Below are 25,237 nucleotides of genomic sequence, written 5' to 3' on the forward strand. Positions count from 1 at the left end.
GATAATCGGGACTTATTTTTTCAAGGTTGTTTCCAGCTGATCCAGTACCGCATTGTTTTTAACGATCTGGCTGCTTGCAGGTAATTTCGAGCGGCTACCTGCTTCCAGGTTGCGACCAAGTTTCAAAAACTGCACTTGATTTTTCGCTACCACTTTATTTTTCCTGTCTTTCCTTTTTAATCGTGTAACTCCCATTTTCTTAATTTTTTGACTGTTGTAAAAACGAGGTCGGAAGCGGATTCGAACCGCTGTAAAAGGTTTTGCAGACCTCTGCCTAGCCACTCGGCCACCCGACCCTTTTTAAAGGACTGCAAAACTAAGATAAATTATTGATAATTGGAAGTGTCGGCTACATAATAATACACTACCTCGCCGTAAGTGTCCTTTTATCGTAAGTGTATAATAATCCATACACCTCATAAATAACGGCCTATTTTAATTAATTTGTTGATAATTAATATTTTGTAAAATCACATGATACTGTGGCGCATATCTTGCGACACGCTTTGCAGTTTAAATATATAATTGATTAAAAGGAGAACACAAACATGAAAAAGTTAGCATTAGCAATAGTAGCAGTAGGCCTTTCGGTTGGCGCTTTCGCCCAAAGCCAGTCGTTGGGATATGGTTTTAAAGCGGGCGTGAATTTCCCGAGTTATAATTTTTCTGGCGATAATTCAACAACGGAAACGAGTACATCCACGAATTTCCACGTTACAGGGTATTTGGACGCCCCACTGAGTAATTATTTATACGTCCAGCCGGGTATTTCATTGCAAGGAAAAGGTGCGAAGTTCAACGAGTTTGTTATTAATGGAAACACGTATGAATTCACCCAAAATACGATGTGGTTGGAAGTGCCTGTTAATTTGGTGGCTAAATTGCCTACGGGTGCAAGCGGCAACTTCTTCGTTGGCGCAGGTCCTTATGCGGGTTTCGGTCTTTCTGGCAAGAACAAGTTTAGTGGTGATGGCGGCTCGATCGAGTCAGATGATTTTGAGTTCGGCGATGACGGAGATTTGAAGGGGTTTGATTTCGGTTTGAATTTCCTTGCCGGATACCAACTGACTAACGGCTTGTTCGTACACGGCGGATATGGTCTGGGATTGACCAACTTAAGTCCTGGTGATGGAGATGTAAAACAGACCAACCGCGTATGGTCGGTGGGTCTTGGATTCGCGTTGTAAGTCGTAACCGTATCGATATAAACGAGAAAGGCTCGCCAATTGGCGAGCCTTTCTCGTTTCAAAGAAAAAATACATTACACTTTGATTTCCACTTCCACGCCGCTTGGCAATTCGAGTTTCATCAAGGCATCAACTGTTTTTGAATTGGAGCTGTAAATATCCAACAACCGTTTATAGGCACAGAGCTGAAACTGCTCACGCGCTTTTTTGTTCACGTGCGGCGAACGCAAAACGGTATACACTTTCTTTTCAGTAGGCAAGGGAATAGGACCGCTTACCACCGCACCCGTAGGTTTTACAGTTTTGACGATTTTCTCGGCAGACTTGTCCACCAAGTTGTAATCGTACGATTTCAATTTGATTCTGATTCGTTGGCTCATGTTATTTAGTTAAAAGTTAAGACTGCCCGTTAGAGCTATTTACAACGGGCAGCCGGGATGATTATATTAAATTTTTACTTTGCCTTTAGCCTTGGCAATCACGTCCTCTTGGACGTTCCTTGGCGCTTCTGCATAATGATCAAACTCCATAGTGGATGTAGCACGTCCTGACGTGATGGTACGCAATTGTGTGACATACCCAAACATTTCAGACAGTGGCACCAGGGCCTTGATCACTTGTGAGCCTGCACGGCTGTCTATACCCTGCAATTGGCCACGCCTGCGGTTCAAGTCGCCCATTACATCACCCATGTTTTCTTCGGGTGTAAGCACCTCGATTTTCATGATGGGTTCCATCAATACCGGCTTACATTTCGGTACCGCTTCGCGGAATGCCGTACGCGCTGCAATTTCAAAGGACAGTGAGTCAGAGTCGACAGCGTGGAACGAACCGTCTATCAAACGCACTTTCATGCTCGATAGGGGGTATCCGGCCAGTACGCCATTCACCAAAGACGCTTCAAAACCTTTTTGTACGGATGGGATATACTCCTTTGGAATAGCACCGCCCACGATCTCGTTGACAAACTGAAGCGCAGACTTACTCAAGTCATAGTCACTATCCACAGGGGAGATAACCACCTGTATATCGGCAAATTTACCGCGTCCACCGGTTTGCTTCTTATAGACTTCGCGGTGTTGTGCCGTACCGGTGATGGATTCTTTATAAGCCACCTGAGGCGCTCCTTGATTGACTTCCACCTTAAACTCACGCCGTAAGCGGTCGATCAAAATGTCCAGGTGAAGTTCACCCATACCAGAAATAACCGTCTGACCGGTTTCTTCATCGGTCTGCACGCGGAATGTTGGGTCCTCTTCGGCCAACTTACCCAAGGCAATGCCCAATTTGTCTACGTCTGCCTGTGTTTTCGGTTCGATAGCCAAACCGATTACCGGCTCAGGGAAGGTCATAGACTCCAATACGATCGGATGTTTCTCGTCACACAATGTATCGCCGGTTTTGATATCCTTAAATCCAACTACCGCGCCGATGTCTCCCGCTCCGATATTAGGAATAGGGTTTTGCTTGTTGGCGTGCATTTGGAAGATCCGCGAAATACGTTCTTTGTTATCTGAGCGGCTGTTATACACATATGATCCGGCTTCCAGGTTGCCTGAATATACGCGGATGAAGCACAGCCGACCGACAAAGGGGTCTGTAGCGATCTTGAACGCCAAAGCAGCGAAAGGCTCTTTTACGTCCGGTTTACGCAGGATTTCCTGTTCGGTACGGGGGTCCGTTCCTTTTACACCCTCTTGATCCATTGGCGAAGGAAGCAATTCCATCACCAGGTCAAGCATGGTCTGTACACCTTTGTTTTTGAAGGAAGAGCCACATACCATCGGTACGATGGAGTTATCAAGTACCGCTTTGCGCAGGGCATCCAGCACTTCCCTTTCGGTGATGGTATTCGGATCATCGAAAAATTTCTCCATCAAGGACTCGTCGTAGCCCGCTACGGATTCCAGCAGTTTCTCGCGCCAATGCGCTACATCCTCCAGCATGTCATCCGGAATGGGAACCTCCGTGAAGGTCATTCCCTTGTCATGTTCATTCCACACGATACCACGGTTGTTGATCAGGTCAACTACACCTGTGAAGTTGTCTTCGGCTCCGATAGGCAATTGCAACGGCACAGCTTCTGCACCGAGCATTTGCCTTACTTGCTTGACCACATTGAGGAAGTCTGCACCAGAGCGGTCCATTTTGTTGACAAAACCGATGCGTGAAACCTTGTAGTTATCGGCTAAGCGCCAGTTGGTTTCGGATTGAGGCTCCACACCGTCAACGGCCGAAAACAGGAATACCAGTCCATCCAACACGCGGAGCGAGCGGTTTACCTCTACGGTGAAGTCTACGTGCCCCGGGGTATCGATGATGTTTACTTGGTACTTGTTGTCGCGGTAATTCCAGAATACGGTGGTAGCGGCGGAGGTGATGGTGATCCCGCGCTCGGCCTCTTGTACCATCCAGTCCATGGTCGATGCGCCTTCGTGTACTTCACCGATCTTGTGGTTTACCCCTGCATAATACAGGATACGCTCAGTGGTGGTGGTTTTGCCGGCATCAATGTGTGCGGCAATACCGATATTTCTTGTGTATCTTAAGTCTCTTGACATGTTGTTATGCTATTGTCCCCTTAAAAAATCACACCGATTTTGTTGGACGATTGTTGTTTCCTTCAAATCGGTGTGATCCACGGGATATCTTGTCAATATTTAGAACCTGAAATGTGAGAATGCTTTGTTGGCCTCGGCCATGCGGTGGGTATCTTCCTTTTTCTTCACGGCAGCACCTTCACCTTTGGATGCCGAGATAATTTCGGCGGCCAATTTTTCGTACATGGTCTTTTCTCCACGTTTGCGGGCAAAGCTGATCAGCCATTTCATGCCTAAGGAAACCTTACGCTCAGGGCGCACTTCCGTGGGTACTTGGAAGTTGGCACCGCCTACACGGCGCGATTTTACTTCCACGGCAGGCATCACATTGTTCAATGCTTTTTTCCAGGTATCCAAACCGTTTTCATTGGTCTTCTTTTCTACCAGTTCCATCGATTTGTAGAAGATGGTATAGGCCAGTGACTTCTTGCCATCAAACATCATATTATTTACGAAGCGGGTTACCTGAACATCGTTAAACTTCGGATCAGGTAAAATGATTCTTTTCTTTGGTTTTGACTTTCTCATCTTAAATTCCTCCGTTTAACTATTTCTTTTTGCCTTTTGCAGGAGCAGCCGCTGCTTGTCCTGGTTTAGGACGTTTTGTTCCATACTTAGAGCGACGTTGATTACGTCCGGCAACACCTGACGTATCCAAAGCACCACGGATGATGTGATAACGTACACCCGGAAGGTCTTTTACCCGGCCGCCACGGATCAACACAATGGAGTGCTCTTGTAAGTTGTGGCCTTCGCCGGGGATATATGCGTTTACCTCTTTGCCATTGGTAAGGCGCACACGCGCCACTTTACGCATTGCTGAGTTTGGTTTTTTAGGGGTAGTGGTATACACGCGTGTGCATACTCCTCTTCGCTGTGGACAGCTGTCCAACGCTGGAGACTTACTCTTGTCCTCCAGAGCTACTCTACCTTTTCTAACTAATTGCTGAATAGTAGGCATTTACAGTTTTTTAATTTTTGCTTTTGTCCTATACTTATTTTAAGGACGGCAAAGATAGTGAGTTTATTTTTGATTATCAAGGGGTTTGGTTAAATAATGCATGAAGGTGCTTCCCGTGGCTCAAATTTCCTCGAGGACAACCTCAATACTGGAATAATACAACGTCGTTTGGCCCTCATAGCCCGAGTCTGTACCCACGATCAGCCACAGAATACCCTGATGATCGGTCACGGCCGAAAATTCACCCGTTCGCTCAAGCATGGTGTAGACATATTCTTCCGTTCCATTTGCAATGTCGCCGATCACTACCATATCACTTCCGTCGGTGCAGCATTGCTGGATCTTGTCGATATTCATCCGGTAAAAATTATTTTCATCGGGGGCCGAAAGGGGTTGGTCAACGGTAAGGCCCACGCCGATCCCCACAGATTCACCCGGTGCGCCACCAGCGCCTACTCCGCCGCTTCGGGCGTCGGAGGCCACTAGTATGACAAACTTGCCATTATAGCGCGTATTCGGTTTAAGGCCCTGTACCCGCTTGGTCAGGTACATGAATAGGTCATCGCTGCGATTATTACCCGAAATCCGATAAGCCGACCGGCTTCCATCCAGCGGCGGAGGCAATGGCGCAATGTCTTCCACGAGTTCATAGATTTCAGGATCGTCGCCGTTGTATTCGGAAAACCCAGCTTGCCAGCCATCTTTGCCGTCAGAAAAATCGGAATGAATCGTAATAGGCTGATTACCGCCATCTTCTTCTTTTTCGCAGGATAGCGAAAACAATAGTAACGTGATTATTCCACCGAAGAGCAACCGTCTCATCATCTCCCTTGTCAGTTAACAATCGCTACATTGGTAAACGGTTGAAGGGGGGGATTGTTTTGGGAAACGTATAATTTCGTCCGCCATTAATCGACCATAATACTTTCTACACCCTTTTCAAAGGCGGCCTCTTTGACGCCACTGACTCTTAAGCCTTCGGCCCGGACAATGCTAACGTCTGTAATGCCAAGAAATCCGAGTATGAATTTTAGGTATGGACTAACAAAATCAAACGACTGGAATTCGCCTTCAGAATATACGCCGCTCGAGGCAATAGCAATATACGCCTTTTTGTTTTTTAAAAGACCTTCAGGATTTCCATTTTCGGCATATCTGAAAGTAATTCCAGGTCTTGCAATGTGATCCAGATATGCTTTTAAGGTAGATGGAATGGCAAAATTATAAAAGGGGGCACCAATTACGCAGATGTCCGCATCCTGTATTTCCGTAATAGCTTCCTCGGAAATTTTGATAGCCTTTGCTTGTTCCGGTGAGTGGTTTTCGGCAGGCGTAAACCATGAGCTGATTTGTAGTTCGTCCAAATGTGGAAAAAGATTTGTGGTCAGGTTTCTTTCATGCACAATGCTACCAGGATACTTTGTTTTAATTTTCTCAATAATAGCATTTCCTAGTTTTTTGGTAACAGAGGGCTCGCCTTGCGGGCTTGAAATAATATGCAGTACTTTTTTCATTATTATTGTTTTTGATGTCAATAGTAATTTCTTAGTTATCGCTCGTCTTAGCATAAGTAATATAAGACACGATCAATATCGCTAAAACGACCAGCGGATAAATGCCAGCACCAATCGGGTCTCCTACAGCAGTGTGTGCAATAAATGCCGAAACGAAATTGATTGCCAGACCTATGTAGGCGGCTTCTTTCAATAAGCGAACAGGAAGCCAAAGTGCTATAGCAGCCATGAATTTGGCGACAGCCAATTCTATTCTGAAATAATCAGGAAACCCTAAGTGGTGAAAAGCTTCTTTTAATTCGGGCTTTGTCATATATGCATAGGCGGAAAATAGCATTGCAAAAGACACAAGTCCTGTTGTAACATAGTAAGTGGTTTTTATTGCTTTCATTTTTTTGTTTTTTTGATGGAGCAAAACTATGTATATTTGCTAATAAAAAGTTATTAGTAAACTAAAGGTTAGTAATAACCTTTTTGTTATCACCTCAAAAATGGAAGAAGTACCAACTCAAAAAACAGCGTTTTCAGAATCACAATGCACCATGCATTTGTCGGCAACGGAAGATGCTTTGTATGTAATTGGCGGAAAGTGGACGTTGCGGGTAATGATTGCATTGATGAGCGGACACGCACGGTTCAATGAATTGCAACGTACCATAAAAGGCATATCGGCAAGAGTGCTTTCAGGCGAATTGAAAGATTTAGAAATAAATGGTTTAGTGACACGAGTGGTTCTTGCTGACCGAAAACCTGTGGTGATAGAATATATACCAACTGAATATAGTAAGTCTTTGAAAGATATAATTTCCTCTTTGGCCGATTGGGGTACAAACCATAAAAAGAAAATTACGGCTCATGAATAGTAACACTTACTGCGCTCATTTCTTATTGTTGTTTTCAGTGTTGCTGAAGTGAACTTCGCATAGCCTTTAAAACAACAAAACCCGGCTGTCGCCGGGCTTCTTTTGTTTCGTGGAGCCGGAGAGATTCGAACTCTCGTCCAGACATGGTACAATATACGCTTTCTACATGCTTAGCTTCCGTTTCATTGTCAGGAAAGGGAAGGCCGGACGCTCGCCTATACCGTTTTCCTTAGTTGCTGTTTCTCGCCGGTGCGTCGCAACGCCGAGCCGGCCAGTACCGTAGTTCGATGCCCCGGATGCCTACGCTACGGAACCAAGCGCAAGCGGGACAAAAGCTGAGCTAATTCTAAATTAGGCAGCTAAGGCGTAGTTATTTTCGCCGTTTGTAAATCTGAAAGTTGATATTAAAGCGCCATACTTCCAACGCGCTGCATGCTTACATAACCGTCTCCATCCTGTCAATTCCGGTCGGCCCCATGTTATGCTAAGGCTACAAAAGTACGGATTTTTTTATCAATGTCAACACGGACGGTCGCAGCCTCGGCTCCATGGTGTTCAATGCAATCGCACAGACACTGCATTTTTATGGGCCTGTAATCCTTCTAATTCGGCCAATACCTCCACGGTGGGACCGATGTTTTGCAAGCCTTCGGCGGTGATGTGCTGGAACGTGATTTTTTTGACAAAGGCATCTACTGACACGCCCGAATACGCACGTGCATAGCCGCTGGTGGGCAATGTGTGGTTGGTGCCCGAGGCATAATCACCGGCACTTTCGGGCGTGAGGTGCCCGACAAATACCGACCCGGCGTTGCTGACCTTTCTCAATAGCGGTTGCCAATCGTCTGTTTCGATAATCAAATGCTCCGGAGCATACCGATTGCTGAATGCCATGGCCTCATCGAGGTCTTGACACAGCACCGCATAGGAGTTGTCCATGGCTTTTGCGGCCACCGCAGCGCGGGGCAGCTGGGCCAGCTGTATCTCCAAGGCGATCTGTACACGGTCGATCAGCCGCTGGTCTGTGCTGACCAATATGGCCTGGCTGTCGGCACCATGCTCGGCCTGCGCCAGGAGGTCGGCCGCCACGTATTCTGGATTCGCCGAGCTGTCTGCAATCACGAGCACCTCCGATGGTCCGGCGGGCATATCGATGCTTACCCCCGCAAGGCTTTGCACCAGGCTCTTGGCCTTGGTGACATATTGGTTGCCCGGCCCGAAGATCTTATCGACCTTGGGTACCGTGGCAGTACCATAGGCCATGGCTGCTATCGCCTGGGCGCCGCCTACCAGATACACCTTGTCGATTTTGAGCAGCTGCAGGCAATACGCCACGTAGCCATTGATTTGGGCATCGGCTTGGGGAGGTGAGCATACCACGATGTCTTTGCAGCCGGCAATGCGCGCGGGCACGCCCAGCATCAATAAGGTGCTGGGCAGTACGGCCGACCCACCGGGAATGTACAGTCCTACCTGCTCGATGGGCCGCGGTTCGCGCCAGCATTTGACGCCGGGCATCGTCTCCACTACCCGCTCCTTGCGCAGCTGGGTTTCATGAAAACGGTAAATGTTGGCAAAGGCGATTTCCAATGCGCGCTGTTGCTCGCGCCCGATGGAGGAGGCCAAGGCAGCGATTTCATCCGCTGTGAGAAAGAGGCGCGCTAATTGTACCCCGTCAAATTGCTGTGCATAGGCCACCAGCGCCTCGTCTCCCGCATTGCGCACCTCGTCGATGATGGTCATGACGGACTGCTGTATGGCATTGGATGGGTCGGTGTTTCGTGTCAGCAGTTGCTGGATATCGCGCTCCTGGAGCGAGCCATAGAAATGTGTCTTTAACATGGCTTCTTACATAATGATCTTTTCTACCGGCATGACCACAATACCCTGGGCGCCTGCTGCCTTCAGTTTGTTGATCTTATCCCAGAAATCCTGCTCGGAAATGACCGTATGCACAGCTACCCAATTTTCTTCAGCCAGGGGCACGATCGTGGGGCTTTTGACACCCGGCAGCAACGCGATGATCTCATCGAGGTGGGTGCGTTCTACATTCAGCACCACATATTTGGTTTCGGCAGCCCGAAGTACGGACTGGATGCGTTGTATCAGCTCCCGTACCACGGGGTTGCTGTCGATGCCATTTTTGCTGATGAGGATGGCTTCCGATGTCATCACATCGGCAAAGGGTACCAGCCCATTGCTGCGGAGCGTGCCGCCGGTAGAGACAATATCGAAGATAGCATCGCTCAGCTCCAGCGCCGGCGAGATCTCAACCGATCCGGAAATAATACGGATGTCGGCCGTTATGCCGTTTTCGTCAAGGAATTTTTTCAGAATCGTGGGGTAGGAGGTCGCAATTGCCTTGCCGTCAAGATCAGCTAATGTCTTCGGGTCGCTGTGGTTGGGGATGGCAATCTTGAGACTGCATTTGCCGAATCCAAGGCGCTGCAGGTACCGCACGTCGGCCTCCGTCTCCGCAATGACATTCTCACCCACGATACCAAGGTCGGCAATCCCATCCTGTACGTATTCGGGGATATCGTCATCCCGCAGAAATAGGATCTCCAGCGGGAAGTTGGAGACAGTGGTTATCAGGGAACTTTTATAGTTTTCAAAGTTCAGTCCGCAGTTTTTGAGTAGCTGCACTGACTTTTCATTAAGCCTGCCGGATTTTTGGATGGCTATTTTCAGATTCTTCATTCGTATAAATTATTAAAAACAAAACACTGGGGTCATCAATTGCTTCACGTAGAAACATACAAATTACATATCGCCGCAATGGCGATGATGGAAATGTACGCGATGGATGAAAGCAATTTGCATGTTTTCTATTAATAATCCATGAAGTTGGTGGGCAAATATAGAAGGTAAATGTGGGGTGTGCAAATTTTAAATTGTTTTGAATACGCAAAACATGTACTTTGGCTAAAAATAAGAGACGATCAATTTATGGCGAAGGATTTGACAAAACAAGAAGTGGATATAGCAAACACGGCACAGGTACTGGAAGAGGGGGTACAGCATGTCAATAACCCCGTGCTGGATTTGCCGGAGATCGTCAAGAACTACCTGGGACCCGTGGCCGGATTTCATCAGGAGCATAATAACTATTATTTTACCGATGGTGGGGCAAGTGTGGAGATCAAGGTGGTCAGCGATGAGATCATCCGCGTGCGGCTGGCCCCAAAGGGGCAATTTCTGGAAGATTTCTCCTACGCCGTACCGCAGTCTGACCAGCATGTGGCCGTCTATAATTTTGAAGAAGATGAGCAGGCCTACCGTGTCAAGACCAATACGGTGACCTGTGTGATCCGCAAAGCGGACTTCCTCATATTCTTCGAGGATCGTGAAGGTAAGGAATACAGCAAAGATTATTCAGCCATGCACTGGGAGGAAAACCCCGATTTTGGTGGTTACTATGTGTACTGCACCAAGACTGCCATGGCCAATGAGGCGTTTTATGGGTTGGGCGATAAACCCACCCACCTCAATTTGCGGGGGAGGCGATTCGCCAACTGGAATTCGGATACCTATTCGTTCCAGTTCGACCAAGATCCGTTATACCGCAGCATTCCGTTTTATATCGGGCTGCATGGCGGAGATGCCTATGGCATCTTTTTCGACAATACGTTCAAGACGTATTTCGACTTTGCGGCAGAGGCGCATGATCAGACGAGCTTTTGGTCAGAAGGAGGCGAGCTGCAATATTACTACATCCACGGGCCGCACATGATGGATGTGGTAAAACGGTACCATAGCATCACCGGTACCCACTACCTGCCTCCCCTGTGGGCGCTGGGGTATCATCAATGCCGGTGGAGCTATTATCCCGAGAGCAAGGTGAAAGACCTTGCCAGGAATTTCCGCGAACGCAAGATTCCATGCGATGCCATTTACCTGGACATCGATTACATGGATGGTTACCGCTGTTTTACGTGGAACAAGCGTCATTTCCCAGACCCGAAGAAGATGATCAAGGAATTAGCGGACGATGGATTCCAAACGGTGGTCATCATCGACCCCGGTATCAAAGTCGATGAAAACTATTGGGTATTCCGTGAGGGTAAAAAAAACCGCTATTTCTGCCGCCGTGGCGATGACTATTTCATGGAAGGGTACGTGTGGCCGGGCCGCTGCCAGTTCCCCGACTTTACCAACCAGGAAGTGCGCGAATGGTGGGGCGGGTTATTTAAAGGATTGGTAGAAGCCGGTGTAGCGGGCGTGTGGAATGACATGAATGAGCCTGCGGTATTCGGCCGGGGGACATTCCCGAACGATGTGCGCCATAATTTCGACGGTTACAGGGGTTCGCATCGCAAGGCGCATAATATATACGGCATGCAGATGGTGCGGGCTACTTACGAAGGGTTGAAAAAGCTGTTCCAGAAGAAGCGACCGTTTACCATTACCCGTGCGGCCTACGCGGGTACGCAGCGGTATGCATCGGTGTGGACGGGTGACAATGTTGCGACATGGGAGCACCTGCGCCTTGGCGCCTTGCAGTTGCAGCGGCTATCGGTATCGGGTATGTCTTTCTGCGGCACGGACATCGGTGGATTCAGCGGAGAGCCGGATGCGGAGCTGTTTACGCGGTGGCTTCAGTTTGGCGTGTTCTCCCCATTCATGAGAGCCCATTCAGCCGGAGATACGGCCGAGCGCGAACCCTGGAGCTTCGGTCCAGAACACGAAGCGATCAATCGGAAATTCATTGAATTGCGATACAAACTGCTTCCGTATATCTATTCGGTTTTTTGGGAGCATACCAAATATGGATTCCCCATCCTGCGTCCGGTGACGATGGTCGAGCAGCGGCTGGATAGCAACCTCCCGCGGGAAGAGGAATTTTGTTTTGGAGATAAGATATTGGTGTCGCCGGTGTTGACCGCGGGGCAGCAGCGCAAACTGGTGTACCTGCCCGCGGGCGACTGGTATGATTACTGGCAAGATACGCTGCTTGAAGGGGGACAAGAATACGAGGTGGATACGCCGATTGACAGGATGCCCATCTTCGTAAAGGCAGGCACCGTATTGCCGGAGTATCCAGTGATGCAACATGTCCATGAGCAGAAAATCGAATCGCTCAAGTTAGTGGTTTATCACACTTCCCAAGAAGCCAATTCATACCTGTACGAAGATCACGGCGATACCTTTGCCTATGAACAGCAGATCTATCTCGAGAAGAAATTTGTAGTAAAAGGGACTGCGGGAAGCTTGAGGATTACGCAATATGCAGAAGGCCTCTATTCCGAAAAGTATGATACGTATGAGCTTCACGCAGTAGCGCTGCCGTTTGCTGTGCAACAACTAACGGTAGATGACCGCCCGGTGGATTTCAGCCGCGATGAGCAGCAACGATATATTATAAAAGTGCCAAAGGATTTTAGGAGCCTGGTGATTTCGTGACGAAACCCTTGACGCCGCCAATTGTTGACCAATTATAAGCTTGTATTATTATGCAGAATCCGGTAGAAGTCTACTCGCTGTTCACTGATTTTGATCTAAGTCTCTTCCAGGCGGGCAAGCATTATAAACTGTACGAGAAGTTTGGCTCGCATGCGCTTTCTCGTGAGGATCAGGCAGGCGTTTACTTTGCCGTATGGGCGCCCAATGCCGAGGCGGTATCGGTGGTGGGCAATTTCAATGGCTGGAACCCCTATGCGCACATACTTCATGTACGATGGGATGGCTCGGGCATCTGGGAAGGCTTCATTCCCCATATCGGTGTGGGTGAATTGTACAAGTATTACATCCGGTCATACCAAGGCGAAATACTGGAAAAAGGCGATCCCTTTGCGTTGCAATGGGAAAATGCACCGCAAACGGCCTCCGTAATCTCCACCACTTGGTATGAATGGAATGATGGGGATTGGATGCAAACGCGGCATCTCTATAACGGGCTTAACCGCCCCATGTCGGTATACGAAATGCACCTGGGCTCATGGCTCCGCAGTCCAGACGATCCGGGGCGCCTGCTGGGGTATCGCGAAATCGCGGATAAGCTGGTGCCCTATATTAAGGAGGCAGGCTTCACCCATGTGGAGCTGCTGCCGATTATGGAGCATCCATATTACCCGTCATGGGGGTATCAGTTGACAGGGTATTTCGCCGCATCATCCCGTTATGGGTCTCCCCAGGAGCTGATGTACCTCGTCGAGCAGCTGCACCTCAATGGGATCGGGGTGTTATTGGATTGGGTGCCCTCGCATTTCCCCGGGGATGCACACGGGCTTCACCGCTTTGATGGGACGCATTTATATGAGCATGCGGATCCACGGCAGGGATACCATCCCGATTGGAACTCCTATATCTTCAACTATGGACGTAATGAAGTGCGCTCCTTCCTCATCAGCAATGCCATCTTCTGGCTTGACAGGTACCATGCCGATGGCTTGCGGGTAGACGCCGTGGCTTCGATGTTGTACCTCGACTATTCACGCAAGGAGGGCGAATGGATCCCGAATGAATATGGAAGCAGGGAAAATTTGCAGGCCATCGGTTTGCTGAAGGACCTAAACGAGGCGGTGTATAGTCAGTTTCCAGATGTGCAGACCATTGCCGAAGAGTCGACCTCCTGGCCGGGGGTGAGCCGCCCCACTTACAGTGGCGGACTGGGTTTCGGGATGAAATGGATGATGGGCTGGATGCACGATACCTTGCAATATTTCAGCCGCGATCCGCTGCACAGACGCCACCATCATGGACAGGTCACGTTCAGTATGCTCTATGCCTTCCATGAAAATTTCATGCTGCCGCTTTCGCATGATGAGGTAGTGCACGGCAAAGGTTCGATGGTCTATAAAATGCCCGGGGATGACTGGCAGCGATTTGCCAACCTGCGGGCACTGTACGTATATATGTTTACCCATCCGGGCACCAAACTGCTCTTTATGGGATGCGAATTCGGACAGACCGCCGAGTGGGACTATAACCGGTCGCTCGATTGGCACCTCATGCAGTACGAACCCCATAAAGGTGTTTTCGAGCTCATTAAATCGCTCAACTACCTGTATCGGACCGAACCAGCCCTCTATGAACACAGCTCCAGTCCGGAAGGTTTTGAATGGATAGAAGGGGGTGATGCGCATCATTCCGTGCTGGCCTATGTGAGAAAAGGGATCAACCCCGAAAATGACCTGTTAATTATTTTGAACCTAACACCGGTGGTGCGTTATTTTTATCGGTGTGGCCTGCCTTCAAAAGGGGAGTGGACGGTGGTGCTCAATTCGGACAACGGTATGTACTATGGCAGCGGTATTGAACAACAGGAGGTGGTGGCAGAACCCATCGGGTGGATGAACAAGGACTGGTCGGCCAACGTTACCTTGCCGCCGCTGGCCGGGCTGGTGCTCAAACGGAAGAACCATGCAGACTGAACCCACACATATCATCCACCTGAGTGCAGAATGCTATCCCGTGGCAAAGGTCGGCGGTCTGGGTGATGTGGTGGGCGCCCTGCCCAAGTACCTGCAGCAAACCGGCTTGCGTACCTGGGTGGTAATGCCGTGGTATGACAAACCGTTCGTGCGAAATCATGATTTTGAAGTCGTGTATACCGGGCGTTTCCAGCAGGGGTCCAGGCCGCTCGAGGTGCAGGTTTATCAGGAGAAGCATGACATATTGGGGTTTGGGCTGTTCTTAATAAAAATACCTGGACTGCTGGACCGGCAGGAGGTATACGGCTATGTGGATGAAAGTGAGCAATTCATGGCGTTTCAGCATGGCTTCTTGCATTGGATCACCGATCAGGGTATTACGCCGGATGTCGTGCATTGTCATGATCACCATACGGGACTCATACCGTTTTTCATGTACCATGGCGATGCCTTTAAGGCGCTGAGGGGAGTGCCGACCGTGGCTACGGTGCACAATGCACAGTATCAAGGATGGATGGACTGGAATAAGGCGATATTGCTGCCGGCATTCGATACTTGGCGATGGGGACTGCTCGATTGGGACCGCGTCATCAATCCATTGGCCGCATTGATCAAGTGCTGCACGGTGTTTACCACGGTATCTGAAGGGTACTTGGATGAGCTGACCACGCAGGCGAACGGACTGGAGCAATTGTTTTTGATGGAACGCGCTAAAAGTACCGGCATCGTTAATGGCATCGATACCACCGTGTGGAATCCGGAAGCGGACCCGATGATACACCATCCTTATCGTATAGCGAGCGTGCAATCGGGTAAGGCTAAAAACAAGGCATCGCTATGCGAACGCTTCGGACTGGACCCATCGAATCCGCTGATCGCTTATATCGGCCGGTTTGCCGCCGAGAAGGGTGCCGATCTGTTGCCCGAAATGATCGAAAACCTATTGGACAGTGAGCTGCCGATCACGATGCTGGTGTTGGGGTCCGGTGATCCCAACGTGCAGACAGCCATTGCCGCGTTGGCGGAAAAATACCAAGGGAAATTGGGGGCGTATATTGGCTATCAGGAGGAATTGTCGCATCAGATCTATGCTGCTGCAGACTTTCTGATCATGCCTTCGCGCGTAGAACCTTGTGGACTCAATCAGCTCTATTCCATGCGGTATGGCACCATCCCGATTGTGCGCCGTACCGGTGGCCTCCGGGATACCGTGCGCGATATTGCTGAGCGTGATGGCTACGGCATCACCTTTCCGCATGCCGATGCGGCAGACGCGGTGCTCGCCATACAGCGGGCGTTGGAGCTCGGAGGCGACAAGCAGCGAATGCAGCAATTGCGGAAAACGATTATGAAGTTCGATTTTTCCTGGGACAAGTCGGCAGCAAAATATTTGCATATTTATCAAAATATAACCAAGTTATGATTAAGCACAATGTGATTTCCGTCGTATTGGGAGGTGGCAAGGGGAGCCGCCTTTATCCATTAACGCATCAACGTTCCAAACCGGCAGTGCCGATAGCTGGCAAATACCGTTTGGTGGATATTCCGATTTCAAACTGCCTCAATTCAGGGTATAACCGCATTTATGTATTGACGCAATACAACTCGGCGTCGCTCAACTCCCACATCAAGAACACCTACAATTTCAGCGTGTTCAGCAAGGGCTTTGTAGAGATACTGGCGGCAGAGCAGACCAATGAGGGCGAAAAATGGTACCAGGGTACCGCAGATGCCGTGCGGCATTTGCAACGGTATCTGCAACACCACGACTATGAACACCTGCTCATTCTCTCGGGCGATCAGCTTTACCAGATCGATTTCCAGGAAATGATTGAAGCACACATCGAAACCGGTGCCGAGATATCCGTGGCCACCATTCCGGTCAACGCAAAGGATGCAACGTCTTTCGGTATCCTCAAGGCCGACGAGGACGGCAACATTACCTCATTCATCGAGAAACCAAACAGCACATTGTTGCCCCCGTGGGAATCGGATGTCAGCGATGAAATGAAAGCCGCAGGCAGGGTTTATCTGGCCTCTATGGGAATCTACATATTCAATAAGGGTGTACTTAAGCAGATTCTCGAAGAAAGCGAAGGTGTGGATTTCGGGAAAGAGCTCCTGCCAGAGGCCATCGGCAATTACAAAATCCACAGCTATCAATACCCCGGGTACTGGACAGATATCGGAAACATCGATTCATTTTTCGAGGCCAATATCGGGCTGACGGATGACATCCCCCAGTTCAACCTGTTTGATCGAAATACGATTTTTTCCCGGGCACGGATGCTCCCCCCGTCTAAGGTCTCCGGTACCACACTGGATAAGGTGGTCGTCGCCGATGGATGCATTGTGGCGGCGGAACAAATTGAGCGATCCGTCATCGGTATCCGGTCACGCATCGGCGCCGGTTCGATCATCAAAACGACCTATATGATGGGCAGCGACTTTTACCAAACCCTCAATGAGATCGAAGAAGCACATGCCAATGGGTTTCCATTGGTGGGGGTTGGCGAGCACTGCTACATCGAAAACGCCATACTGGATAAGAACTGCTCCATCGGCGACAACGTGCGGATCACCGGGGGAGCCCATCTGGCAGACGGCGATTTCGAAACCCATGCCGTCCGGGATGGGATCGTAGTTGTAAAAAAACGAGCGGTGTTGCTTTCGGGTACGGTCATTGGGTAAAAGTATTTGTAAGTTTGTCCTATGGCAAACAACGATACCATCGTCGCGTTAGCTACCGCCATGGGCAGCGGTGCCATCGCGGTCATCCGCCTTTCCGGAGCAGAGGCGATATCCATCGCCGATCAGGTTTTTAAAGGCCGGAATTTGACCGAACAAGCTTCTCACACCATCCATTTCGGTACCATCAAAGATGGAGACGAGGTGTTGGATGAAGTACTGGTGTCCCTTTTCGTCGCGCCGCATTCCTACACCAAGGAAAACGTCGTTGAAATATCCACGCATAACTCGCGATACATCATCGCACGGATCATCCAGCTGCTGATCCAGCACGGTGCCCGTGCCGCCCAGCCCGGAGAGTTTACCCTGCGGGCATTCCTCAATGGCCAGCTAGACCTTTCGCAGGCCGAGGCCGTGGCCGATCTCATCGCTTCCACTTCCGCAGCTTCCCATCAAGTGGCCATGCAGCAGATGCGCGGCGGATTTTCCAGCGTGTTGAAGCAGCTCCGCGAGCAGCTCATCCACTTTGCCTCCCTTATTGAGCTCGAACTGGACTTTTCAGAAGAAGACGTCGAATTTGCCAACCGCGGACAACTGAAGGCGCTTATCCAGGAAATCAGCGGCGTCACCCACAAACTTATTGCGTCATTCGAGCAGGGCAACGTGCTGAAAAACGGGGTGCCCGTGGTCATCGCCGGCAGGCCCAACGTGGGCAAATCCACCCTGCTCAACACCCTGCTCAACGAAGAGCGGGCCATCGTTTCAGACATTGCCGGCACCACGCGTGATACCATCGAGGATGAGATCAACATCAACGGCGTGATGTTCCGGTTCATTGATACAGCGGGCATCCGCGATACGGTCGATATCATCGAAGCCAAAGGCGTAGCGCGCACGCGCGAAAAAATGAGGCAAGCGCGGCTGATCGTCTACATGGCCGACCCGCAGCAGGATAATATAGACGAGATAAAAAGCCAGATTGGCGAAGTGGCCCAGCTGGACGTACCCTTTGTGGTCGTCATCAACAAAGTAGACCTGCTGAAACCGGAACATCAGGACGCACTCCGTACCCTCGACCCTCTTTTTATCTCCGCTAAGAACAACCTAGGGGTAGAAGAGTTAAAGCATGAATTGCTACGCAAGGTCAACCTACACAACCTCGGCACCGACGATGTTTTGGTGACCAATATCCGCCATGTGGAAGCGTTGCAGAAGACGGAAGAATCCTTACAGCGGGTGCTTGATGGCATTGACGGTACCGTCACCTCCGATTTCCTGGCCATGGATATCCGGCAGGCCCTGCATCATTTGGGCGAGATCACAGGCAGTGTATCGACAGATGACCTGTTGGATAATATCTTTTCGAAGTTTTGCATCGGGAAGTGATCCGATGGTTTGGTAGTAGTTTTATAGGTTACCGAACAAGATACAGAACAAGCGTTAAAATTGTTGCCATGGCCGGATGAACTATCGAAGCAGGCATGGAATGTTTTTTATTTTTTGCTAAAAATATTGGTAAATAGTTGTATCTTTGATTATGATGCTTGCATGTAGACCGACCTTATGAATAACACAACCCAAATAAAATGCCCCAATTGCGGCACTTCCATTGACGTGCAGGATATCCTGGCGCACCAGCTCGAGGAGAAAATCAAGCAAAAATATCAATCGCAATTGGCGGCTGAGCAACAGCATTTCGCCCGGCAGCAGGAGGAGTTGCTAAAGGCGAAAGAAGATTTTGAGCAAAAGAAAAAACAGGAAAATGAACTCTTCCAGGATCGCTTGCAGAAGCAATTAAAAGAAGAGCGGAAAGCCATCGAAGAGAAGATCAAAAAACAGCTGGGCGAAGAACAGTCTGATCAATTCAGGGCTTTGCAGCAGGAACTTAACGAAAAATCGGAGCAGATCAAGGAACTCAACCGTGCCAGGGCCGACATCGAGCGGCTGAAAAGGGAAAAGGATGAACTGAAGGAAGCCGTTGAGTTGGACCTGCAACGGAAAATGAACGAGCAACTCCAGACCGAGCGCGAGCGGATCAAAAAACTGGAAGAAGATAAAAATGAGCTGAAGCTGCGCGAACTCCAAAAACAACTGGACGACCAGAAAAAGCTCACCGAGGAAATGAAGCGCAAGCAGGAGCAGGGTTCCATGCAATTGCAGGGCGAAGTGCAGGAATTGGCCATAGAAGAATGGCTGGCCCTGCAATTTCCGCTTGACAGCATTGAAGAGGTCAAAAAAGGCGCGCGTGGCGGGGATTGTATCCAAGTGGTCAATACGCATAACCGGGTGAATTGTGGGAGAATCTATTATGAAAGCAAACGGACCAAGGACTTCCAGCCGAGCTGGATCGAGAAGTTTAAGGCCGATATGCGGGAAAAAGGCGCCGACGTTGGCGTATTGGTCTCCGATGCGATGCCCGCCGGGTTTGAACGGATGGGTATAAAGGATGGGGTGTGGATATGCACCTATGAGGAGTTCAAGGGCTTGTGTACGGTGCTTCGGGAAACTGTTATTCAAATCGGGTTGGCAGTTGCCTCGCAGGAAAACAAAGGGGACAAAATGCACATGCTCTATGATTTTCTGACCAGCAATACATTCCGTATGCAGGTGGAGGCTATCGTGGAGGGATTTTCGTGCATGAAGAGTGATCTGGAAAAGGAAAAACGGGCTATGCAACGGATATGGAAAGAGCGCGAAAAGCAGATTGACAAGGTGGTCACCAATACCATTGATATGTACGGATCGATCAAGGGCATCGCGGGGAATGCCATTCAGCCGGTCAAGGCCTTGGAATTGCCGGAAGGCGATTTGCTGGATGAAGAGGAACGATGAAAAAGTGGTTAAATAATTTCATTTTTCTTTATATTCAGGTCGATTTTTAAGGTAGCTTTGTTTTGAAGACGACACCTTGTTCAATAAAAGAATGGATCGATGAGGAACTATATCACAGCCGCGATTATCAGTGTTGCGTTTATCATAGCAACCTATCTCCTAGCCAGCGCGTTCAAAAATCGGCACGCAAATGAAGATACCATCAGTGTTACCGGATTGGGCAGCACGGACTTTGTTTCTGATTTGATTGTTTGGAACAGTTCGTTTTCTAAAAAGAGCAGTGACCTGAAGTCGGCCTATGCATCGTTAGAGCGTGATCGGGATGCGTTGAGGACTTATTTGCTGTCGAAAGGAATAAAGGAAAATGAAATTGTTTTTTCGTCGGTCAGTATCGCTAAAGATTTTGAAAACACATACGATCAAAATTACAACGTCCGTTCGCAGGTTTTTACCGGCTATACGCTGACGCAAAACGTGCAGATCGAAAGCAAAGAAGTCGAAAAGATTGAAAATATTTCACGGGAAGTGACCGAATTGATCAATTCGGGCGTAGAATTATATTCGAACCCGCCTCAATATTATTATACCAAATTGGCTGAACTTAAACTGAAAATGGCTGCCGAGGCAACCAAAGATGCCAAAATGCGCGCGGAGCAAATTGCCGAAAACGCGGGTGCTCAATTAGGTGATTTAAAAAAGGCTGATATGGGTGTTTTTCAGATCGTAGCACAAAATTCTTCGGAGGAATATTCCTGGGGAGGTTCTTTCAATACGTCTTCTAAAAAGAAGACCGCAACCATTACCATGAAGCTGGCTTATAAGATTGATTAGGGTGTTTTCACAGGTTCTTCTTCTGCTTCCTTCCGCCTCAGCCTAAACAACCGCTGGAAATATTCTTGAAACGTATAGAATTCCTGCCGGTACACCAATCCAAGTGCACTCACGTAGTTGTCATTCATGGTAAGTGGTAAGAAATTTCGGCTATTCAGCCGATTGGAGCCGCGCAGGACCAGCCGACCGTCCTTGCGGATGAGGTATAGCAATTCAGCGTCGGTGACCACTCGATCACTGAATACGCTGAGGTCGGTGAGGTTGCGCCTGTCGGTGACGCCACCGGTGAAGATCAGCCGATCATTGAACAAGCGCACGGATGCGCTGGCGTCATTGAGCGAACGGATATTGAGATCTACGAAATTGAGGTTGAGCGATTGCGCGATCAGGTTATTGAGCTGGTTGAATGCCAGCTCGGTGCCTGCGCTTAATAACGTGTTATTCAATTCACGACTCAGATCGGCGGCTCCCCCGGGCACGAAGCTGCGGCGGACGATCAGGCTGAGGGCCTGCTGGTTCACGTTGTTGACATCGCTCAGGTAGCTCTGCAGTTCGTCTTTCACATAGGGATCGTTCGGGAAATTGAGCGCAAAGGTGATATCGGGCCGCATGACATTGCCATTGAGGTTCATCAGGGCCTGGGCCATTACACGCTGTTCCACGGTTTCGCGCCCAGCGGCGTTATACAGGGGGGATAGACTGGTGCGCTGTCCATAGACCGCGGTGAGGTTAATGGTCGCATCGGTGGGTTGTCCCGTCCAACGAATGGTTCCTCCTTGGTTGATATCGAATATTTTGTTGATGAAATCTTGTGCGGTAAAGGTAAATTTGCCGATATTGATGGTATAATCGCCAAACATTTCAAAATCGCCGAGGCTGGAAATATGCAAGGATACTGACCCTTCTCCACGACCGGACAATTCACCTAAATCGGTGTAAAGGCTGGTTTCGGCGTCGGGTGTGATCTGTAGATCCATGTCCATGCTCAACCCCTTGAACAGTCGTGACTGGGGGCGTTGGGCCTCCAGCGTGTCGTGGCGTACAAAGTGGATGAAATCGTTATCGCTCACGGTACCTACTGCGTTGAGCGGAATATGGATGCTGGTGTTTTCGCCGGTTTGCGCCTGAATGGCAATGTTCATGGCGTTTGTCGGTCCATGGAAGGCAAACCTCCCGGTACCGTAAGCGATGCCATAATACAATGGATTGTGCCTGAAGGTGGTGTTGAGCACGAGGAAATCGGTGGCGTCGACCACGACATCGATCACCGGTATCAAGGGATTGCTCATGTCAATTTTCCCATTGGCAACGGCGTTATGTCCACCGGGATCGACGACGACTAGCTCTTCAAGGATAATGGTACTGTTTGACAAGGATACCTCATCGTCTATTCGGTATGGCGTTTTGAGGTAATTGACGGTAAATTGGGCGTCATGTAAGTGACAGGTGCCATTGATTTTGGGAGCTAATATCGAACCCGTAATGTGGAGATCGGCAGATACCGTACCGGCGATGTCTGAAACAAGCCTGCCCAGGAGCGGTTGAAAAACCAGCAGCTCGGTATGGTTGAGGTTTGCTTTTACATTTAGTTTATCGGTCTGGGCAGCGGCGTTATAGGTGCCTGTGGCCATCAGGGTGTTTACCCCGTCATGTATGGCCTCTAACCGTACGTTTACCAGCTCACTGACCCGATCGAAATTAGCTTGCAAGAGTACGTCTCCAATGGTTGTTTGGTTGATACGAACGTCCTTGGCCACCATATCTGTCAACGCGAAGGGATTTTTAAGGACCGATGATACGTCCATCTGCCCATCCAACACCCCACCGAGGTTCATGCCTGATGGCAAGGTGATGGCGTTGAGTGTATGGAGGTTGAAATTGTTGAAGGTGAGTGAAGCGTTATCCTCGGCATCAGCCGAAATGACGCCGTCCAATCGGACGATTTGATGGTTATTTGACAGTTGAAATCCACGCACGGTGAGTTTGCCATCCCTTAAATAAAACCGGGCATCCCGATCAAACTGCCAAGGTTCGTTATTCAATACCAACGACGACGATAGCAACTGCATGTTGAGGGGAGCATCTTTTTCGAAATGCACCAAACCATTCAAATCCAGCCGATTGCTTGCTGATGCGTCGGCGGCTTTGAGATTGAACTGCAGGCTGTCCCCCACAATGACGTTGGACAGGTTTACGTTATTGACATACAGGCTGTCGCCGAGGCTGATCCGGTCGGCAGTAACGAATAACCGCAAGGCGCCTTCCTGCGTAGACTCGTCTATAATCAATCGTCTCACATGGAGATTGCCGCGCGATACGTGGGGTACGAGGAGGTTAAAGTTGGCCACGCCTGTTGCCGTAGAGAAGTCTGCGTTTACCGAGGCGCCTTCGGGCACGTGCAGGTCAGGTGCCAGCAGGGCGGTGATGGGTAGGGCGTCTTTCAGTTCCAGGTTGAAATGAAAGGCTTGCTTGCCTACGGTGCCCAATGTCAACCCCATGGAAGGGGCGTATCGCATGGCGACGGATTTGAAATAGTTGCCCAGTGTGTTCAAGTCGATCTCGCCGTTTAATGTGGCATCTGCCATATCCGAATGCAGCCGAAGCGTTCGCTGCTGTTCACCTCCTGAAGCCACCAACGCCAGGGAGTCGATCGTGTGGGCTTCATTGTTGGTCCGGAAGTGGACATCGCGTAAGGCGATATCACCATGGATGTTGTTCAGCGTGTTGCCTTTGAAATTGCTGACCAGGGTGGCGCCCCCGATGACGACCTGGGCTTTGGGATAAAAACCTAAGTTGGGCAAATGCGCATGGGCTACCTCGGCGGAAAAGGCATACTCTGGCCATTCGGGATTGAAATTGATGCCTCCGGCGAATTGCAGTTGCAGGTTTGGATCATTCACGCCGATGTCTCCCGTGAATTGCCGGTCGACAAACGTGCCGAGCAAATCGATGTTGCGGTATCGGTACCCCCTGAAGTCCAAAAAGTGCAGGTCGCCTGCTACTTTGCTGTCAATGTCGTTTATGGCGAATCCTCGTCCGTCCACTGTGAGGTCGAAGCTGCCGTGTCCGAACTGCGCTTGTTGGAGTAAAATGCCCAGATCGAAGTCTGCCGCCGAAAGTTGGCCCGCGTATTGGCCGCCATCGCGCAGCATCAGATTGATATCGGTGTCAACAGAGCCAAGGGCAGTTTCGAGCGTGCCCTTGGCAACAAAATCGTGGTAAAGGCCTTTTAGCGTGCCTTGGTAGGTGAGATCGCCCAGGCGATGGATGAATGGCGGCAACTTCAGCTCAGCCGAATGGCCCAGCTGGGGGACTAATGACTCCAGCGCAAGGCTATTGGTGGTCAGCCGGGTCAGCTGTATGTCAAAGAGGGTTTGGTTGATGTCGGGCAGCCCGGTGATCGTAAAATTGCCTTGCAGACCGGTATGGTTGCCCATAGACAAGGCCACCCGCCGTGCGGTGATGGAGGATGCTTTGCCACTAAAGGATCCCGATACGGTGACGGCAAAGCGGGTGGCCGCTACGGCTGGCGCAAAATACTCGATGTCCCGGGAATGAATGTATGCGCGGTCGAGGTCCAGCTGAATACCTACGGCATCCACGAAATGATCAAACGCAGAAAAATCGGCATATTCCAGGCGCAGGTGATCGCGCAGCCGACTTCGATTGGTAGCCAGGTAGAGGTCTCGCAACTCCAGGCTGCTGCTGTCCACGACCGCTAGGGCATTCATTTCGCGGAGCATAAATCCGCTCTTCTCGCGAAAGGTGAGGCCGTTGACCGCAGCCTTGAACAGATGGTTGGTCACATCGATGTCCGTAAAGCTGCCGCTTAGCTCGGTCAGCTGGATGTCCCCGAAGCGGATACCGTTGCCTGTGGAACGACTTGCCAGCTGCTGGTAACCGATGGTCACATCGGAGAGGGTTACTGATCGGACATCCAAGGTGATCCGCCTGCGGCCAGATTGCCGGGCGATCATCGGTCGGAAGTAATCGACGATAAACGATAGGTTACTGCCCGCCGTGTCGCGCTTCACGAAAAAACGGCCGCCCGTGAGCTTCGCTTGCTTGACGATGACCCGGCTGTCGCGTAGCTTCCACAGGTCCACTGCTGCGGCCAATTGATCGGCATAGAGCAAGGTGTCGCCCGTTTGATCGGCAACAAACAGGCCTTGGAGTACCAATGATGAAAAAGGGCGGAAATATAAGCCGTCCAGTGATACGGTCGTGTTGAGTTCACTGGAAAGGTACGCCGCTGCTTTTTTAGCAAAATAAGTTTGTACAGGGCGGTATTGGAGCGAATACACCAGTCCGGCCAGCAAAAGCACCAGCCCGACAAGCGTCCACAGCGTTATTTTTAATATTTTTTTGATATTTTTGCTTTCGTTTAA

The 25,237-nt window shown here is 49.8% G+C and carries 20 protein-coding genes, 1 tRNA gene and 1 other RNA gene; 9 read left to right on the top strand and 13 right to left on the bottom strand.

Annotation, left to right across the window (positions count from 1 at the left end):
• Window positions 1-12: 12 nt before the first annotated feature.
• Window positions 13-195, bottom strand: a complete 183-nt coding sequence (locus ACMGDE_RS05740; RefSeq protein ID WP_436831813.1) for a spore protein — start codon at window positions 193-195, stop codon at window positions 13-15.
• A gap of 30 nt (window positions 196-225) precedes the next feature.
• Window positions 226-296, bottom strand: a tRNA-Cys gene (locus ACMGDE_RS05745).
• Between the two features lie 252 nt (window positions 297-548).
• Here ACMGDE_RS05745 and ACMGDE_RS05750 point away from each other — a divergent pair.
• Entirely contained in the window at window positions 549-1,187 is a 639-nt protein-coding gene (locus ACMGDE_RS05750; protein ID WP_436831814.1) for a porin family protein, read from the top strand.
• Window positions 1,188-1,261: 74 nt separating this feature from the next.
• Here ACMGDE_RS05750 and rpsJ read toward each other — a convergent pair whose 3' ends face one another.
• From rpsJ to ACMGDE_RS05785, 7 genes are all read right to left on the bottom strand, one after another.
• Window positions 1,262-1,567: a 30S ribosomal protein S10 gene (gene rpsJ, locus ACMGDE_RS05755; protein ID WP_090632042.1), complete on the bottom strand. Its 306-nt coding sequence runs from the start codon at window positions 1,565-1,567 to the stop codon at window positions 1,262-1,264.
• A gap of 66 nt (window positions 1,568-1,633) precedes the next feature.
• Window positions 1,634-3,748 carry an elongation factor G gene (fusA, locus tag ACMGDE_RS05760; RefSeq protein ID WP_436831815.1) on the bottom strand — a complete coding sequence of 705 codons (2,115 nt, stop codon included), beginning with the start codon at window positions 3,746-3,748 and terminating at the stop codon, window positions 1,634-1,636.
• A 99-nt stretch (window positions 3,749-3,847) separates the two neighbouring features.
• Entirely contained in the window at window positions 3,848-4,315 is a 468-nt protein-coding gene (gene rpsG, locus ACMGDE_RS05765; RefSeq protein ID WP_436831816.1) for a 30S ribosomal protein S7, read from the bottom strand.
• A 19-nt stretch (window positions 4,316-4,334) separates the two neighbouring features.
• Window positions 4,335-4,748, bottom strand: coding sequence for a 30S ribosomal protein S12 (gene rpsL / locus ACMGDE_RS05770; protein ID WP_079717716.1), 414 nt, complete (start codon window positions 4,746-4,748; stop codon window positions 4,335-4,337).
• A gap of 120 nt (window positions 4,749-4,868) precedes the next feature.
• Window positions 4,869-5,573: a hypothetical protein gene (locus ACMGDE_RS05775; protein ID WP_436831817.1), complete on the bottom strand. Its 705-nt coding sequence runs from the start codon at window positions 5,571-5,573 to the stop codon at window positions 4,869-4,871.
• Window positions 5,574-5,656: 83 nt separating this feature from the next.
• On the bottom strand, window positions 5,657-6,262 hold the full coding sequence (locus ACMGDE_RS05780) for an FMN-dependent NADH-azoreductase (RefSeq protein WP_436831818.1): 606 nt from the start codon (window positions 6,260-6,262) through the stop codon (window positions 5,657-5,659).
• 31 nt (window positions 6,263-6,293) lie between these two features.
• Window positions 6,294-6,653 (bottom strand): DoxX family protein, encoded by a 360-nt coding sequence (locus ACMGDE_RS05785; RefSeq protein ID WP_436831819.1) that lies wholly within the window; start codon window positions 6,651-6,653, stop codon window positions 6,294-6,296.
• Window positions 6,654-6,753: 100 nt separating this feature from the next.
• Between ACMGDE_RS05785 and ACMGDE_RS05790 the strand changes: the two genes are divergently transcribed.
• Entirely contained in the window at window positions 6,754-7,125 is a 372-nt protein-coding gene (locus ACMGDE_RS05790; RefSeq protein WP_436831820.1) for a winged helix-turn-helix transcriptional regulator, read from the top strand.
• A gap of 107 nt (window positions 7,126-7,232) precedes the next feature.
• Here the strand turns inward: ACMGDE_RS05790 and ssrA are convergent.
• From ssrA to hisG, 3 genes are all read right to left on the bottom strand, one after another.
• Window positions 7,233-7,601, bottom strand: a transfer-messenger RNA (tmRNA) gene (gene ssrA / locus ACMGDE_RS05795).
• Between the two features lie 79 nt (window positions 7,602-7,680).
• Window positions 7,681-8,967: a histidinol dehydrogenase gene (hisD, locus tag ACMGDE_RS05800; RefSeq protein ID WP_436831821.1), complete on the bottom strand. Its 1,287-nt coding sequence runs from the start codon at window positions 8,965-8,967 to the stop codon at window positions 7,681-7,683.
• A gap of 6 nt (window positions 8,968-8,973) precedes the next feature.
• Window positions 8,974-9,825, bottom strand: a complete 852-nt coding sequence (gene hisG / locus ACMGDE_RS05805) for an ATP phosphoribosyltransferase (RefSeq protein WP_436831822.1) — start codon at window positions 9,823-9,825, stop codon at window positions 8,974-8,976.
• Window positions 9,826-10,074: 249 nt separating this feature from the next.
• On the opposite strand from hisG, the gene ACMGDE_RS05810 reads away from it, so the two are divergent.
• The 7 genes from ACMGDE_RS05810 to ACMGDE_RS05840 all read left to right on the top strand — a co-directional run bounded on the left by ACMGDE_RS05810 (window position 10,075) and on the right by ACMGDE_RS05840 (window position 20,849).
• A complete protein-coding gene (locus ACMGDE_RS05810) occupies window positions 10,075-12,528 on the top strand; it encodes a glycoside hydrolase family 31 protein (RefSeq protein WP_436831823.1) in 2,454 nt (817 codons plus the stop codon).
• Between the two features lie 50 nt (window positions 12,529-12,578).
• Window positions 12,579-14,498 (top strand): 1,4-alpha-glucan branching protein GlgB, encoded by a 1,920-nt coding sequence (gene glgB, locus ACMGDE_RS05815; protein ID WP_436831824.1) that lies wholly within the window; start codon window positions 12,579-12,581, stop codon window positions 14,496-14,498.
• Entirely contained in the window at window positions 14,488-15,921 is a 1,434-nt protein-coding gene (locus ACMGDE_RS05820; protein ID WP_436831825.1) for a glycogen synthase, read from the top strand. The genes glgB and ACMGDE_RS05820 overlap by 11 nt, the downstream gene beginning before the upstream one ends.
• A complete protein-coding gene (locus tag ACMGDE_RS05825) occupies window positions 15,921-17,189 on the top strand; it encodes a glucose-1-phosphate adenylyltransferase (protein ID WP_436832470.1) in 1,269 nt (422 codons plus the stop codon). The genes ACMGDE_RS05820 and ACMGDE_RS05825 overlap by 1 nt, the downstream gene beginning before the upstream one ends.
• A 21-nt stretch (window positions 17,190-17,210) precedes the next feature.
• A complete protein-coding gene (mnmE, locus tag ACMGDE_RS05830; protein ID WP_436831826.1) occupies window positions 17,211-18,572 on the top strand; it encodes a tRNA uridine-5-carboxymethylaminomethyl(34) synthesis GTPase MnmE in 1,362 nt (453 codons plus the stop codon).
• A 177-nt stretch (window positions 18,573-18,749) separates the two neighbouring features.
• Window positions 18,750-20,018, top strand: coding sequence for a DUF2130 domain-containing protein (locus tag ACMGDE_RS05835; RefSeq protein ID WP_436831827.1), 1,269 nt, complete (start codon window positions 18,750-18,752; stop codon window positions 20,016-20,018).
• Between the two features lie 99 nt (window positions 20,019-20,117).
• Window positions 20,118-20,849 (top strand): SIMPL domain-containing protein, encoded by a 732-nt coding sequence (locus ACMGDE_RS05840; protein ID WP_436831828.1) that lies wholly within the window; start codon window positions 20,118-20,120, stop codon window positions 20,847-20,849.
• On the opposite strand, the gene ACMGDE_RS05845 is transcribed toward ACMGDE_RS05840, so the two are convergent.
• Window positions 20,846-25,174 carry a translocation/assembly module TamB domain-containing protein gene (locus ACMGDE_RS05845; protein ID WP_436831829.1) on the bottom strand — a complete coding sequence of 1,443 codons (4,329 nt, stop codon included), beginning with the start codon at window positions 25,172-25,174 and terminating at the stop codon, window positions 20,846-20,848. The two genes, ACMGDE_RS05840 and ACMGDE_RS05845, sit on opposite strands and share 4 nt — an antisense overlap.
• Window positions 25,175-25,237 lie beyond the last annotated feature (63 nt).

It is taken from the genome of Parapedobacter brassicae (assembly GCF_051400755.1).
Taxonomy (GTDB): domain Bacteria; phylum Bacteroidota; class Bacteroidia; order Sphingobacteriales; family Sphingobacteriaceae; genus Parapedobacter.

What these genes read in the sequence shown, in the direction of transcription:
- ACMGDE_RS05740 (WP_436831813.1), bottom strand. Translation starts at nt 195, where the DNA reads ATGGGAGTTACACGATTAAAAAGGAAAGACAGGAAAAATAAAGTGGTA.
- ACMGDE_RS05750 (WP_436831814.1), top strand. Translation starts at nt 549, where the DNA reads ATGAAAAAGTTAGCATTAGCAATAGTAGCAGTAGGCCTTTCGGTTGGC.
- rpsJ (WP_090632042.1), bottom strand. Translation starts at nt 1,567, where the DNA reads ATGAGCCAACGAATCAGAATCAAATTGAAATCGTACGATTACAACTTG.
- fusA (WP_436831815.1), bottom strand. Translation starts at nt 3,748, where the DNA reads ATGTCAAGAGACTTAAGATACACAAGAAATATCGGTATTGCCGCACAC.
- rpsG (WP_436831816.1), bottom strand. Translation starts at nt 4,315, where the DNA reads ATGAGAAAGTCAAAACCAAAGAAAAGAATCATTTTACCTGATCCGAAG.
- rpsL (WP_079717716.1), bottom strand. Translation starts at nt 4,748, where the DNA reads ATGCCTACTATTCAGCAATTAGTTAGAAAAGGTAGAGTAGCTCTGGAG.
- ACMGDE_RS05775 (WP_436831817.1), bottom strand. Translation starts at nt 5,573, where the DNA reads ATGATGAGACGGTTGCTCTTCGGTGGAATAATCACGTTACTATTGTTT.
- ACMGDE_RS05780 (WP_436831818.1), bottom strand. Translation starts at nt 6,262, where the DNA reads ATGAAAAAAGTACTGCATATTATTTCAAGCCCGCAAGGCGAGCCCTCT.
- ACMGDE_RS05785 (WP_436831819.1), bottom strand. Translation starts at nt 6,653, where the DNA reads ATGAAAGCAATAAAAACCACTTACTATGTTACAACAGGACTTGTGTCT.
- ACMGDE_RS05790 (WP_436831820.1), top strand. Translation starts at nt 6,754, where the DNA reads ATGGAAGAAGTACCAACTCAAAAAACAGCGTTTTCAGAATCACAATGC.
- hisD (WP_436831821.1), bottom strand. Translation starts at nt 8,967, where the DNA reads ATGTTAAAGACACATTTCTATGGCTCGCTCCAGGAGCGCGATATCCAG.
- hisG (WP_436831822.1), bottom strand. Translation starts at nt 9,825, where the DNA reads ATGAAGAATCTGAAAATAGCCATCCAAAAATCCGGCAGGCTTAATGAA.
- ACMGDE_RS05810 (WP_436831823.1), top strand. Translation starts at nt 10,075, where the DNA reads ATGGCGAAGGATTTGACAAAACAAGAAGTGGATATAGCAAACACGGCA.
- glgB (WP_436831824.1), top strand. Translation starts at nt 12,579, where the DNA reads ATGCAGAATCCGGTAGAAGTCTACTCGCTGTTCACTGATTTTGATCTA.
- ACMGDE_RS05820 (WP_436831825.1), top strand. Translation starts at nt 14,488, where the DNA reads ATGCAGACTGAACCCACACATATCATCCACCTGAGTGCAGAATGCTAT.
- mnmE (WP_436831826.1), top strand. Translation starts at nt 17,211, where the DNA reads ATGGCAAACAACGATACCATCGTCGCGTTAGCTACCGCCATGGGCAGC.
- ACMGDE_RS05835 (WP_436831827.1), top strand. Translation starts at nt 18,750, where the DNA reads ATGAATAACACAACCCAAATAAAATGCCCCAATTGCGGCACTTCCATT.
- ACMGDE_RS05840 (WP_436831828.1), top strand. Translation starts at nt 20,118, where the DNA reads ATGAGGAACTATATCACAGCCGCGATTATCAGTGTTGCGTTTATCATA.